Below are 14,419 nucleotides of genomic sequence, written 5' to 3' on the forward strand. Positions count from 1 at the left end.
ATACATCTTTAACTTTTCAATTATGCCTATTTTTTTCTATGAGCTTGGCTCTCCATGCTGCTGTCTTTAGAATAGCCGATGGATAAAAATGAACGATTGTAATGAGGACTGAAAATACATGGCTATTGGGCCCTTGATGTTGGATCTGTCCAGCGTTAGTCTCACTTCGCAAGAGCGTGAACTGTTGGTTGATCCCCAGCTCGGAGGGATCATTCTTTTTACGCGTAATTACAGTACTAAACATCAACTCGATGATTTGATTAGTGAAATTAGGAGCCTGCGCCAGGAGCTTATTATTGCGGTTGACCATGAGGGGGGTAGAGTACAGCGCTTCCGTGAGGGCTTCACTCAATTGCCTGCAATGCGCCGGTTAGGCGAGCTATACCTTAAGGATCAGTTAGAGGCGATACAAACAGCTAAACAAGTAGCGTGGTTATTAGCGGCTGAATTGTTGGTGCATGATATCGATCTTAGTTTTGCCCCGGTGTTGGATTTAGATCATTGTATAAGCCAGGTGATAGGTGATCGTGCTTTTTCCAACGATACCGGCATTATCGTTGCGCTGGCGCAGGCGTTTATCGATGGATTTCACGAGGCGGGGATGGCAGCGACGGGAAAACATTTTCCTGGTCATGGTGGTGTTGTGGCGGATTCGCACTTGGATATTCCGATTGATGATAGAAGCTTGGCCGAATTGGAGCGTACTGATCTGGAGCCTTTTGCCCGGCTAGCGCAGACATTGGATGCGATAATGCCAGCACATGTTATTTACCCCTCAGTTGATGATAAGCCGGCAGGGTTTTCGCGAATTTGGTTGCAACAGGTATTACGGCAACAACTAAAGTTTGAGGGTGTAATATTTAGTGATGATCTGAGTATGCAGGGAGCAACGGTCGCCGGAGGGTTTGTCCAGCGCGCGGAGGCGGCTTTGGAAGCTGGCTGTGATATGGTGTTGGTCTGTAATGATAGAAAAGGAGCCTTGGAAGTGTTGGCCTCCCTCAATCGCTGCGGAATAACCCCATCGAAGCGTTTGGAGCAGTTAAAGCACAAGGCGCAGATGGGGAAAAACCTATCAGCGAATACGCATTGGCGAGAGGCGCGTAGCGCGTTATTGGCTTTAGGTTAAAATGCCATCATGCCTTTGACGGTGAATAGTGAACGATTTTAAAGATAGATTTTGGGAATACTGAATGGATATAAAAGAATTCTTGTCTGAATTTGGTTTAACGCAAGAGTGGCTGCTATTAGTGCAAGTGTTTGCTTTGGTGTTTATCACGTTGCTAACGAACTTTATTGCGCTGAAGTTATTATCCCGAATTGTCCACCACATTCGAAAAACCAACAGTTTTTGGGATGATGTTTTTGTGCTTGCGGCACGCCGACCGCTGAGCCTGGTTATTTGGTTATTTGGTTTGAGTTGGGCGGCAGAGTTGGTGGCGTCTCAATCCGAGGCGGCCATTTTTACGGCCATCGACCCCTTTCGTAAGATGTCGGTGATTATCATTCTTACCTGGTTCGTGGTTGATTTTGTCAAACGCGCCGAAATTGCGCTGTCATCGGATGATCGTCCCGAAGGCGCGATGGATGCCACGACTGTTATGGCGATTGGGAAGTTGATTCGGCTATCCGTCATTATTACTGCTGCTCTGGTGATGCTGCAAACGCTGGGGTATAGCATTTCAGGGGTGTTGGCCTTTGGTGGTATCGGCGGGATTGCGATAGGTTTTGCTGCGAAGGATCTGCTAGCCAATTTTTTTGGCGGCTTAATGATCTATATGGACAGACCTTTTGCGGTGGGTGAATGGGTGCGCTCTCCAGACCGGCAAATTGAAGGTACAGTCGAGGATATCGGCTGGCGACTGACGCGTATTCGCACTTTTGATAAAAGACCCTTGTATATACCGAACGCTACTTTTGCCAGCATTACTGTAGAAAATCCTTCGCGTATGACCAATCGCCGTATCTATGAAACCATTGGATTGCGTTATCAAGATGCTGACCAAGTAGAAAATATTGTGTCGGCAGTTAAGAAGATGCTAAGCCAGCATCCGGAAATTGATACTGACCAAACGCTCATTGTAAACTTTAACGCCTATGGAGCTTCCTCGTTAGATTTCTTTATTTATACCTTTACGAAGACTACGAACTGGATCAAGTTTCATGAAATTAAACAGGATGTACTGTTGAAGATACTGGCTATTATCAGTGATCATAACGCAGATGTGGCTTATCCTACCTCAACGGTGCATTTGCCGGATGCCATTAGGCTGGATGCTCAGTCGTTGAATCAATCAGGCGCGCAACAAAATTGAATAAGGAGCAAAGCGAATGATCCGTACACCTGAAATTGCTGTTATTGGTGGTACGGGGTTAGCTGACCTGGAGGGAATTGAGATTCTCGAAAGCAAATGGCCAACTACCCGTTTTGGTGAAACCTCGTCACCTCTCATTTTTGGTAAGTTCAGAGGGCGTGAACTGGTATTTTTACCGCGTCACGGTAAGGATCATCATCTGCCGCCGCATACGATTAACTACCGTGCGAATCTCTATGCCTTAAAGCAGGCCGGGGTCAGATCGATAGTGGCGATGAACGCGGTAGGCGGTATTACATCAAAAATGGCGCCGCAGCAGCTGTGCGTGCCAGATCAAATTATCGATTATACCTACGGGCGCGAGCACACTTATTTTGATGGTTCTCAGGATCGGGTCAGTCATATTGACTTAACGATGCCCTACCATCCCAATGTGCGAAATAAATTGATCGAGGCTGCCGCTAATTTAAATATGCGTATCAATTCCGGTGGGGTTTACGGAGCGACTCAAGGGCCTCGTTTAGAAACCGCCGCTGAAATTAATAAGTTGGAACGAGATGGTTGTGACATTGTCGGTATGACCGGTATGCCAGAGGCCAGTTTAGCGCGTGAGTTGGGTTTGGAGTACGCGAGCTTGAGTTTAGTGGTTAACTGGGCTGCAGGCAGGAGCGATGAGGTGTTAACCCTCAATTCTCTCAAGGTACATCTTGATGCCGGAATGGTTAACGTCCGAGAGTTGTTGTTAGCGGTAATTCCGATACTTTAGGCAGCGGCTTTCTGAGCGGTAATGCGTCCAGGTCAAAATCAGGCATTTCCAATACCGGGTCGGGGAGCTGGTAGGGCGAGACAATAAATAGCACGCCAAACAGCGGATGATCGAGATAATGAATTTCGTTTTCCTTTATACGCCGCATGGACTTATAGTTAGCAGTTAACTCTCGTTCGAAGCCCGTGTCGACCGGTCTGAACAAATCAAATGACTGTTCGCGCTCAGCACTAAAATGCTCAGCGTTGATTGCATCTGTTGCCGCTTGGTTTTCGGAAAATATTCCCCAATTCATGCGGTCATGCATTAACCCTTGCTTGAAGGTTGAGTAAAATAAATTACTGTCAAAATGCAGATATCGGTTTTTCGACAGTGTCACGACGCCTTCGAGTTCAAAAGATAGACCATACTGCTTGCCGACTTGCACCAATACCGGCTGAGCCAGTTCACTTTTGACAGGTTGTCGCCAGGCGAAATGGGCAAGTAAGCGCATATCTAAAGCGCGATCAATACGTTGCTTGATACCGTTCAGCTGGAACTTGCTTTCCGGTAAAAACATGAATGACGTCTTTCTTAAATCGGTTGGTTCTGCCAGCTTTTGGGGCAATGAGGCGATGGTAATTTCTGTCAACATCGGCGACAGGGTTTGCTCCGCTTGGGTAGATTCAATGTCAGCACTGGGCATGGGGTCAAACTGTGAAAAGTTGTGCGCAGTTGGTGGTTCGGCAGATGGCGTATCGTTGCTGGTCTCTGGTTCTTCGTCGAGTGATGGTTCGATATCAAAAACCATGGCATCCTCTGCGACAAAGGATCCGGTTGGCTCGGGCTTGTTTTGTAAAACGGTTGGGAGCTGGGGCTGTTTTAACACCTGTAAATTTTCTGGGTAGGTGATGTCAATTTTATCAGGCCATTGCTCTGAGGTTGTCGAAAGGCCTGCTTCTTGGGCAAAGATGACAACCTCAACCTGAAACCAGGTTTCTGTATTTTCGGGTTTGAAGGTTGCTGCGTGACTTGTGTGACAGACCATTACCAGCACAGAGGTAATAAGAGTGGTAATCAGTGTGACGGCTCTGTTTGTTCTCATCGTTAGTAAAGGCTTTTCCATGAGTGACCGGGGTGCCGGTTGCCGAAAGCGCTATTATGCTAACGGTAAGCCAATTGGTCTAGTAACTCGTGAGTTTTATTAATTCGGGCTTGTGCAGAATCCATCAGCATTTTAATTCTGAGTTGGTTGGCACCTTCGAGTTTAAAGACATGAGGCTGGATTTGTATCAGTTTAACCAGCTGTTGAGGCTGTACCTGCGTATCATTTTCAAATTCCAATTTCCCACCCTGAGTATGCAGATCAATTTTACGAATACCCATCGCCTGTGCCAGCAGTTTAAGTTCGGTAACTTCAAAAAGATTTTTTATCGGATCTGGCAATAGGCCGAATCGATCAATCATCTCTACTTGCAATTCTCTTAACGCGTTCTTATTAACGGCATTGGCGATGCGTTTGTACATGACGAGGCGGGCATGGACATCGGGTAAATAGGTTTCCGGTATTAGCGTGGGGAAATGCAGGTTAACTTCCGTGCCGTGTTGAATCGGTTGCTCAAGATTAAAGGCCTTACCTTGTTTCAGTGATTTTACCGCCTGCTCTATTAATTCAGCATAGAGCGAAAAGCCAACCGTCTGAATGTGTCCGCTTTGGTTATCGCCGAGTAATTCGCCCGCACCACGAATTTCCATATCGTGCGTTGCGAGAGTGAAGCCAGCGCCCAAGGCTTGAGCGTTAGCGATTGCCTCCAGGCGCTTGATGGCATCGGCGGTCATACTCTTGCGATGTGGGGTGAGTAAATAGGCGTAGGCTTGATGGTGAGAACGACCTACGCGGCCACGGAGTTGGTGCAGTTGAGCGAGTCCGAACTTGTCTGCGCGCTCGATAATAATGGTGTTGGCGGAAGGGATGTCGATACCCGTTTCAATAATGGTGGTGCAAATCAGCAAATTAAAACGCTTGTGGTAAAAATCAGACATGACTTTTTCGAGGTCGCGTTCGCGCATTTGACCGTGTGCAATGCCAATGCGCGCCTGTGGCACGAGCTCAGCAATTTCCTTGGCCTTGCGTGCTATGCTGCTAACATCGTTATAAAGCAGGTATACCTGCCCGCCACGCAAAAGTTCACGGTTGATGGCTTCACGGCGTACGCCATTTTCCTGGCGATGAATAAAGGTGTTGATGGCAAGGCGCTTGGCGGGAGGGGAGACAATAATTGAAATATCGCGGATGCCGGCAATGGCCATATTGAGGGTGCGTGGAATTGGTGTTGCGGTCAGTGCGAGAATATCTATATCCGATCTGAGGGATTTAATTTTTTCCTTCTGACGCACGCCAAAACGGTGTTCTTCATCGATAATCAATAAGCCGAGGTTTTTAAAGACAAAATTACCGACTATCAATTTGTGGGTGGCGATTAGGATGTCAATTTGTCCGGCGGCCACTTGCGTCTGTATACGTTCCTGCTCATCCCGGGTTTGAAAGCGTGAAATGACCGCGACATTGACCGGCCAGTTTGCAAAGCGATCGCTGAAGGAATCAAAATGTTGCTGCGCCAATAACGTAGTAGGCACTAGTATCGCAACCTGGGTGCTATTTTGAGCGGCGATAAAGGCTGCCCGCATGGCTACTTCAGTTTTACCAAAACCGACATCGCCGCAGATTAAACGATCCATTGGTTGTGCCGAGCGCATGTCGTTCAGCGTCGCCGCAATAGCCGATAGCTGATCTTCCGTTTCTTCAAACGGAAAATCTGCGCAGAATCGTCGATACTCTTTTTCAGGAATTTCAAACGCGATGCCCTCTCTGGATGCGCGCCGGGCATGAATCTCTAATAATTCTGCGGCGGTATCTCTGGCTTGCTCGGCGGCTTTGCGCTTAGCCTTTTGCCATTTGTCACTGCCGAGCGTATGCAATGGCGCATTGGCCTCATCGTTTCCGGTGTAGCGGGCGATTAAATGCAATGACGCTATAGGGACATAGAGTTTGGCATTACCTGCATACTCGAGGGTGAGAAATTCCTCCGCTTGAGCGTTAACCTCGATAGTTTCCAGGCCCCTGTATCTACCGACGCCATGATCGATATGCACCACTGGCGAGTCAACTTGCAGTTCAGCCAGGTTTTTAATGATTTGATCTTGATAATCCTTGCTTTGGCTGCGTCGCCGCCGTTGCATAACCTGCTGACCGAAGAGTTGAGATTCGGTAATGATCACGATGCCTGATTCGGGTAAATACAAGCCTCTGTCGATATTTGCCGTGGTGATCGAAAGCGGGGCCGTGCTGGATAAAAAAGATTCCCAGTCCGGTTGCTCAACTGGGGTAAGATCGATCTTTTTGAGCATCGCCAGCAGAGCTTCCTTTCGACCGGTTGATTCGGTACAAAAAAGTATTCTTGCGGAGGTTTGCTCGATATAGGTTTTTACCACGGCTAGTGGGTTATCTGTATGGTGATCCAACATGAAGCTCGGTGTAACTTTGCTATTGAAGTAGGCACCGGACTGATCTTTATTACTGCCGGAGGTATGATCCAGTTTGATGCGGCTGAACCGTTTAATTGCGCCGAACAACTCATTATCGGGTAAATACAGTGAAGAGGGCGGTAGTAATGGCCGTTCTGGATCATGCCGGCGCTCTTCATAACGCTGGCTGATTTGTTGCCATTGTTCGGACATTGCTTGGTCTATCGAGCCGATCGAGAACAGCAGCGTTGATTCGGGGAAATAGTCGAACAGGTTAGCGCACTCGGAGAAAAATAAAGGCAGATAATACTCAATGCCTGGTGCATTTAAGCCTGAAGAGACATCCTGATAAATGCTGCAAATCTGTGGATCGATATCAAAGTGCGTACGCCAATTCTGACGGAATTTTTGGATAGCCGTTTTGTCGAAGGGGTATTCATGCGCAGGCAAAACACTTACTTTATCAATGCGCTCGATTGTACGCTGAGATTCTGGATCAAAGGTGCGCAGTTGGTCGATTTCTTCGTCAAATAAATCAATTCGATAGGGAGTGCTGCTTCCCATTGGAAATATATCAATGATGGCACCGCGTACTGCAAATTCGCCATGCTCATAAACGGTGTCTACTTGGCGATAGCCATTATCGACCAGGTTGGTGCGTATCGATTGAAGGTCAAATTTTTGCCCCGGCTCCAGCAGCAGGCTATTGCTGATGACATATTCTTTTGGCGCAATGCGGTGCATTAAGGTGGTCGCCGGCACGACCAAGATACCTCTGCTCAGGAATGGCAGTTGGTAGAGTGTTTTTAAACGTTCAGAAACGATGTCTTGGTGCGGAGAAAAGCTATCGTAAGGCAGAGTCTCCCAGTCGGGGAAAGCAAGCAAGGGTAACGACTCGTCACAAAAAAATGCCAGTTCGTTATGGAGTCTTTCGGTACTTTCCGTATCTGGTGTAATGACGACACAAAATCCTGCATAGTTATGAGTCGCCTCAGCAATCGCAAGAGCCGTCGCGGCATCAACTAGACCGTGCCAAGCTTGTTGTTTCTGATTGATAGGAGGCGGGTTAAGGAGCATTTTTGCGGGCACTTGGGTTACCTGACAGCTTTGAAAAGCCAGCTAGTTTACAAGGGCGTCTATGAGTAAGTCTAGCTGGGCTCGAATTGATAGGCTTCCGCCCAAAGTGATCCTGAGTATTTATAGTCGATATCGATGGAGTGAATACTTATATTCAGATTAAATCATCTATAATGAGATTCAAAATGGTTATTTAAGATCAGGCGTTATATTTAAATAAATGGTAAATTTAAAAGTTAAAATGTTCTCTGGAGATGGCTTGAAAACTGACTTAGATCATGGAATGTAAATCATTGTATTTGAAAAGTTAATTTTGTTTAAAAAACAGGCTTTGCATGGCAAAAAATATTAGAGAATGGCTTTGTTCTATGAGAGAATACGCGCGCCAAAAATCGGGCGCTTCTTGATGGATTTTGATTGATTAAAAGATGGCTCGTCAGGCACTCATTCTTAATGCCAGGGAAATGATGTTTCGTTGGCAAATGTCAATAATATAGGGTAATGCTAGTGACTCCAGAGATACTGACCTCATGCTCAAAAGACTGGGAAGAACGTGAACGCGCTGCAGAGGCAATGGTGCCATTGGTTGGTGCTTTATATCGAGACCGTTCGGTCGAAACTTCGATTTTTGGGCGGCTCATCGTCAAGCGCACCGTGCATGATATTCTTGTGGCGCATGAATTTGTTCAACAGGTTGAGAAGGTAACGGTTTCACCTTTTGATACGCTCGAAGTCCTGCAAGCGCTGACGGCATTACCGCTAGGCCCCTCCCATATAGATATCGGCAAGTTATTTGTTAATTATCAGAACAGCGATTCAGGGCAATCGTTACCGGAGTTTTTAAATGATACCTTAGCAGATGCTTTTGTCGAAGGAGCAGCCGAGGCTGCTGAGATTAAAGATGTGGTGCTATATGGCTTCGGCCGTATCGGTCGTTTGTTGGCGCGGTTGCTCTGTGATCGTTCCGGCGGTGGCAAGGGGATTCGTCTGCGGGCTATTGTTGTGCGCAAAGGCAAAGGTAACGATCTGGCGAAACGCGCTAGCTTGCTCATGAAAGACTCTGTTCACGGTGCTTTTAAGGGGGTCGTGAATATTGATGAAGAAAATACCTCCCTCGTCGTCAATGGCCAACAAATCCAAGTAATCTATTCTGACTCCCCCGATGCTATCGACTATACGGCTTATGGCATTGATAACGCGGTTGTTGTCGATAATACCGGAAAGTGGCGCGACGAAGAGGGGCTCTCGTTGCACTTGCAGGCGAAAGGCGCTGCACAAGTGTTGCTGACAGCACCAGCCAAGGGCAGTATTAAAAATGTTGTGCACGGTATCAACAACAATATTATCAGTGACGACGATAAGATTTTATCGGCGGCTTCCTGTACCACTAATGCGATCACGCCAGTACTGAAGGCAATGCATGAAAAGTTTGGCGTCATTAATGGCCATGTTGAAACAGTGCATGCTTATACTAACGATCAAAATCTAATCGATAACTATCACAAAGGCGACCGTCGTGGTCGTAGCGCGCCCTTGAATATGGTGTTGACTGAAACCGGAGCAGCAAAAGCGGTAGCGAAAGCGTTGCCGGAAATGGAAGGTAAGTTGACTGGTAGCTCGGTGCGTGTACCGACCCCGAATGTTTCCCTCGCTATTTTAAATTTGAACCTCGAAGAAGCAGTCGATAAAGAAACGATTAATGATTATATGCGCTATATTGCTCTGCACTCTGAACTGCAAAAGCAGGTGGATTACTCGAATTCACCGGAAGCGGTTTCTTCCGATTTCGTAGGGTCGAGAGCGGCAGGCATTTTTGATGCGTTAGCGACTATTGCTAACGGTAACCATTGTGTGCTCTATGTCTGGTACGACAATGAATTTGGCTATGCGTGCCAAGTGGTAAGGATTTTAAGACAGATTACTCATGCGACCTTGCCGGTATACCCGGTAGAACAATAGTCGTCAGAAAGGTCGGCGATTAAGGTTAGAGTGATAGAACCCCGTGGGGGCAAAGCAGTGCGGTGATTCCATTTCAACAGCGTTAACGTGTTGAAATAAACTCCAATATCTGATGCAAAAAGAGATTTTTGCGCCATTCGGTCTGAGGCTGTAGTGGTGCGATGTATGTTTTATTACTTTTAATTTAATAATTGGCGAAGCTTATGATCAAGATCAAAAGAGGTTTAGATCTGCCTATCGCTGGAGAGCCGGAACAAAAGATTTATGACGGCGTAACAGCGAGAACCGTTGCTATTATCGGTAGCGACTATGTGGGCATGAAGCCCACGATGGAGGTCAGGGAAGGCGACCGGGTTCGAAAAGGGCAGTTATTATTCACGGATAAAAAAACCGAAGGTGTCAGATATACAGCACCTGCAGCGGGCACAGTATCCGCTATTAACCGCGGTGAAAAGCGTGTGCTACAGTCGGTCGTTATTGATATTGACGGCGACGATGCTGAGACTTTCGAGAGTTATGATGCTGCTCAGCTTGCTGGCTTGACAGCGGCTCAAGTTGAACAAAACTTGGTTAACTCCGGGCTTTGGACGGCACTGCGCACCAGACCTTTTAGTAAGGTGCCTCAGCCAGGAACACAACCGATCTCAATTTTTGTTACTGCGATGGACAGCAACGCCCTGGCGGCTGATCCACAGGCTATTATCGCCGAACACAAGGCTGATTTCGTGGCAGGATTGGATTTGTTGGCGAAGTTAACGTCTGGCCCACTTTATCTGTGTAAAGCGCCCGGTGCAGATATACCAAGTGGTAACGCCTCTTCGATCCAGGTTGAAGAGTTTGCTGGCCCGCACCCGGCGGGATTGGTTGGCACACACATCCACTTTTTAGACCCAGCCTCTGAAAAAAGAACCGTGTGGCATATTGGTTATCAAGATGTCATTGCCGTAGGTAAGCTCTTCACTACCGGCCAGCTTTATACGGACCGCGTGGTTGCCTTAGCTGGGCCAAGAGTGGCACAACCACGCCTTATTCGCACCCGTATTGGCGCTAACTTGGAAGAGCTGATTGCCGGGCAGTGTGAACAGTCAGGTCAGGAAAATCGTCCTATCTCCGGTTCGATCCACTCTGGCCGCACGGCTCGTGGACCATTGGCTTATTTGGGGCGCTATCACAATCAAGTGTCAGTCGTTCAGGAAAATAGAACCCGTGATTTATTGGGCTACATGAGCCCCGGTGCCAACAAGCACTCGGTCATGAATATCTACCTTTCCAAGCTGCTCAAGAATAAGAAGTTCGCCATGACGACGACGACCAATGGTAGTCCACGGGCTATTGTTCCTGTTGGCGCCTACGAACAGGTCGTACCATTGGACATCTTGCCGACACATTTGCTGCGGTCTTTGGTTGTCGGTGATATTGAAATGGCGCAATCCTTGGGCTGCTTAGAGCTTGATGAAGAAGATTTAGCGCTTTGCACCTATGTCTGTCCGGGTAAATATGAGTTCGGGCCGATCTTGCGCAGCAATCTTGATCGAATTGAGAAAGAGGGTTAGGACATGGGCTTAAGAAAGATACTTGATAAAATTGAGCCGCATGTCACCAAAGGCGGCAAATACGAAAAGTGGTTCGCGTTATACGAAGCGACTGATACCTTTTTATACACACCGCCTTCGGTCACTAAAAATGCCTCGCATGTTAGAGATGGCATAGACCTTAAGCGCATCATGATCACCGTTTGGCTCTGTGCATTCCCAGCCATGTTTTTTGGGATGTGGAATCTAGGTCATCTGGCTAATGAAGCGATGGCAAGCATGGGTATTGCTGCCGTTGAAGGCTGGCGAGGTGGCTTGATTGAGTTGTTCGCAGGCTATGACCCTAACAGCATTTTGGATAATACTATCCACGGCGCTGCGTATTTAGTGCCGATCTACTTGGTGGTATTCATCGTTGGTGGTTTCTGGGAAGTGCTATTTGCCATGATTCGTGGCCATGAAGTGAACGAAGGTTTTTTCGTCACGTCGATCTTGTTCGCACTGATTGTTCCTCCCGATATTCCTCTATGGCAGGCAGCGCTGGGTATCTCATTCGGTGTTGTGATCGCAAAAGAGGTGTTCGGCGGTACCGGTAAAAACTTCCTTAACCCAGCGTTGGCTGGTCGTGCATTCCTGTTCTTTGCATACCCAGCGCAGATGTCCGGCGATGCTATCTGGGTAGCGGTTGACGGTTTTAGCGGTGCGACGCCTTTGGGTCTCGCTGCGCTAGGCGGTGTTGAGGCGATTAATTACAGTTGGATGGATGCTTTTATCGGCATGATTCCTGGTTCGATCGGCGAAACTTCAACCTTGGCAATCTTTATCGGTGGTGCTGTGTTGCTTTACACGAAGATTGCTTCTTGGCGTATTGTTTCCGGAGTCATGCTCGGCATGATCGCAATGTCATTGATTTTTAATATGATTGGATCTGATAGTAACCCGATGTTTGCCATGACTTGGGACTGGCATTTGGTGCTGGGTGGCTTTGCCTTCGGTATGCTGTTTATGGCAACTGACCCGGTTTCGGCGGCGATGACGGATACTGGTAAATGGGTTTTCGGTGCGTTGATAGGCGTGATGGTGGTGCTGATTCGTGTCGTCAATCCGGCCTTTCCAGAGGGCATGATGCTGGCGATCCTCTTTGGTAATCTGTTTGCGCCTTTGATTGATCACTTTGTGGTTCAGGCCAATATCAAGCGGAGGGCATTGCGCAATGTCTAGTAATGATACCGTTCAAAAAACCGTCAAAGTAGCGTTGCTACTTTGTCTAGTGTGTTCGATCGTGGTGTCCGGTGCGGCGGTAATCTTAAAACCAATTCAACTGGCCAATAAGGCGCTCGACCGTAAAACCAATATTCTCGCTGCAGCAGGCTTTGAAACAAAAGGCCAGGATATTGACGCGCTGTTCCATCAGTTTACGCCGAAGGTCGTGGACTTGGACGCTGGGGTTTATACCTCTGTTGTAGATGCGGAAACCTATGATCAGCGCAAGGCTGCAAAAGATCCGAAACTGTCCGACGCGTTAAGTGATGCTGATGATACTGCGAGTATTAATCGTCGTGAGCGCTATGCGACGGTCTACCTGTTGGAAAAAGAAGGTAAAGTGGATCGTATCATCATTCCCGTTCACGGCTATGGCTTGTGGTCGACCCTCTATGGCTTTCTGGCCTTGGAGGGAGATGGCAACACGGTTGCGGGGTTAGGCTTTTATTCTCATGCTGAAACACCTGGGCTCGGCGGTGAGGTGGATAATCCTCGCTGGAAATCACAATGGGTTGGCAAGCACATTTTTGATGAGCAGGGGCAGGCTCAGATCGAGCTGGTTAAGTCTGTAGATCCAAGCGACCCAAGAGCAATATACAAAGTTGATGCGCTTTCTGGCGCAACGCTAACGAGTAACGGTGTGGAAAACCTCATTCGTTTCTGGATTGGTGAGAAAGGCTTTGGTTCCTATTTGGCTAATTTACGTGCGGGAGAGGTGTGATTATGTCAGAAGTCACCGCAAAATCAGTAGTAGTAACACCCATATTTGAGAATAACCCGATTGCGCTGCAGATTCTTGGCATTTGTTCTGCGCTTGCGGTCACCAGCAGTTTACAGGTTACCCTGGTCATGTGTATCGCGCTGACCTTGGTAACGGCTTTTTCAAACCTGTCGATTGCTGCAATACGTCACCATATTCCGAGTAGTATCCGGATTATCGTGCAAATGATCATTATCGCCTCTTTGGTAATAGTGGTGGACCAGATTCTTAAGGCTTATGCCTATAGCATCAGCAAACAGCTGTCAGTGTTTGTTGGTTTGATTATTACCAACTGTATCGTCATGGGTCGTGCCGAAGCCTTTGCCATGAAAAATCCTCCTGGACTGAGTTTTCTGGATGGGGTTGGTAATGGTTTAGGTTATAGCGTCGTGCTGATCTCCGTGGCGGTAATTCGAGAGCTATTTGGTGCGGGTAAGTTGTTTGGTATAGAAATATTTTCATTGGTGAATGACGGCGGTTGGTATGTTCCCAATGGTCTGTTGTTACTGCCGCCAAGTGCATTTTTCATTATCGGCTTGTTGATCTGGGCATTGCGTAGCTGGAAACCGAATCAAGTGGAAGCAAAGGAATATGAGCTAGCACCGCAAACCACTGGCATGCAGGAGGCACACTAATGTTTGAGTATTACTTAAGTCTATTCGTGAAGGCTGTGTTTGTAGAAAACATGGCGTTAGCCTTTTTCCTCGGTATGTGTACCTTTCTTGCAGTTTCCAAGAAGGTGCAAACGGCAATTGGATTAGGGGTTGCCGTGGTGGTGGTTCAGACCATCACAATTCCTGTTAATAATTTAATCTATACCTACTTGCTGGCTGATGGCGCTTTGGCTTGGGCGGGTTTTCCCGAAGCAGATTTGAGCTTTTTGGGCCTGTTGAGTTATATCGGTGTTATCGCGGCGTTAGTACAGATTCTAGAAATGTTTTTGGATCGTTATGTACCCGCGCTATATAACGCGCTGGGGGTTTTCCTGCCCTTAATCACGGTGAACTGCGCAATTATGGGTGGCTCTCTCTTTATGGTGGAACGTGACTACAATTTTGCCGAGAGCGTGGTGTATGGCTTGGGCTCTGGTACCGGCTGGGCGTTGGCTATTGCCACGTTGGCCGGTATTCGGGAGAAATTGAAATACAGTGACGTACCTCATGGGTTGCGTGGACTAGGCATCACCTTTATTACCGTTGGATTGATGTCGCTTGGGTTTATGTCATTTTCTGGCATTCAACTCTAA

At 47.5% G+C, this 14,419-nt stretch carries 11 protein-coding genes; 9 read left to right on the top strand and 2 right to left on the bottom strand.

All coding sequences use genetic code 11. From position 1 onward, the window contains the following. Nucleotides 1–118: 118 nt before the first annotated feature. The 3 genes from nagZ (at nt 119) to H6995_05075 (ending at nt 3,078) form a co-directional block, all read left to right on the top strand. On the top strand, nt 119–1,126 hold the full coding sequence (nagZ, locus tag H6995_05065) for a beta-N-acetylhexosaminidase (protein ID MCP5214357.1): 1,008 nt from the start codon (nt 119–121) through the stop codon (nt 1,124–1,126). A 64-nt stretch (nt 1,127–1,190) separates the two neighbouring features. Continuing rightward, complete coding sequence (locus H6995_05070) at nt 1,191–2,312, top strand: mechanosensitive ion channel family protein (protein ID MCP5214358.1); 1,122 nt, start codon at nt 1,191–1,193, stop codon at nt 2,310–2,312. Nucleotides 2,313–2,331: 19 nt separating this feature from the next. After that, nucleotides 2,332–3,078 (top strand): S-methyl-5'-thioinosine phosphorylase, encoded by a 747-nt coding sequence (locus tag H6995_05075; protein MCP5214359.1) that lies wholly within the window; start codon nt 2,332–2,334, stop codon nt 3,076–3,078. Here the strand turns inward: H6995_05075 and H6995_05080 are convergent. Beyond that, nucleotides 3,035–4,162, bottom strand: coding sequence for a hypothetical protein (locus H6995_05080; GenBank protein MCP5214360.1), 1,128 nt, complete (start codon nt 4,160–4,162; stop codon nt 3,035–3,037). The two genes, H6995_05075 and H6995_05080, sit on opposite strands and share 44 nt — an antisense overlap. 59 nt (nt 4,163–4,221) lie before the next feature. Continuing rightward, the gene (gene mfd, locus H6995_05085) at nt 4,222–7,659 is read right to left on the bottom strand and encodes a transcription-repair coupling factor (GenBank protein ID MCP5214361.1); all 3,438 of its coding nucleotides are present in this window, start codon (nt 7,657–7,659) and stop codon (nt 4,222–4,224) included. Between the two features lie 501 nt (nt 7,660–8,160). On the opposite strand from mfd, the gene H6995_05090 reads away from it, so the two are divergent. The 6 genes from H6995_05090 to nqrE all read left to right on the top strand — a co-directional run bounded on the left by H6995_05090 (nt 8,161) and on the right by nqrE (nt 14,419). Continuing rightward, nucleotides 8,161–9,618 carry a glyceraldehyde-3-phosphate dehydrogenase gene (locus H6995_05090; protein ID MCP5214362.1) on the top strand — a complete coding sequence of 486 codons (1,458 nt, stop codon included), beginning with the start codon at nt 8,161–8,163 and terminating at the stop codon, nt 9,616–9,618. Nucleotides 9,619–9,821: 203 nt separating this feature from the next. Continuing rightward, nucleotides 9,822–11,171: a Na(+)-translocating NADH-quinone reductase subunit A gene (locus H6995_05095; GenBank protein MCP5214363.1), complete on the top strand. Its 1,350-nt coding sequence runs from the start codon at nt 9,822–9,824 to the stop codon at nt 11,169–11,171. A 3-nt stretch (nt 11,172–11,174) separates the two neighbouring features. Next, entirely contained in the window at nt 11,175–12,371 is a 1,197-nt protein-coding gene (locus H6995_05100) for an NADH:ubiquinone reductase (Na(+)-transporting) subunit B (GenBank protein MCP5214364.1), read from the top strand. Further along, the gene (locus H6995_05105; GenBank protein ID MCP5214365.1) at nt 12,364–13,134 is read left to right on the top strand and encodes a Na(+)-translocating NADH-quinone reductase subunit C; all 771 of its coding nucleotides are present in this window, start codon (nt 12,364–12,366) and stop codon (nt 13,132–13,134) included. The genes H6995_05100 and H6995_05105 overlap by 8 nt, the downstream gene beginning before the upstream one ends. Before the next feature lie 2 nt (nt 13,135–13,136). Next, nucleotides 13,137–13,808 carry an NADH:ubiquinone reductase (Na(+)-transporting) subunit D gene (locus H6995_05110; GenBank protein MCP5214366.1) on the top strand — a complete coding sequence of 224 codons (672 nt, stop codon included), beginning with the start codon at nt 13,137–13,139 and terminating at the stop codon, nt 13,806–13,808. After that, nucleotides 13,808–14,419 carry an NADH:ubiquinone reductase (Na(+)-transporting) subunit E gene (nqrE, locus tag H6995_05115; GenBank protein MCP5214367.1) on the top strand — a complete coding sequence of 204 codons (612 nt, stop codon included), beginning with the start codon at nt 13,808–13,810 and terminating at the stop codon, nt 14,417–14,419. The genes H6995_05110 and nqrE overlap by 1 nt, the downstream gene beginning before the upstream one ends.

Source organism: Pseudomonadales bacterium (genome assembly GCA_024234615.1).
GTDB lineage: Bacteria > Pseudomonadota > Gammaproteobacteria > Pseudomonadales > IMCC2047 > JAJFKB01.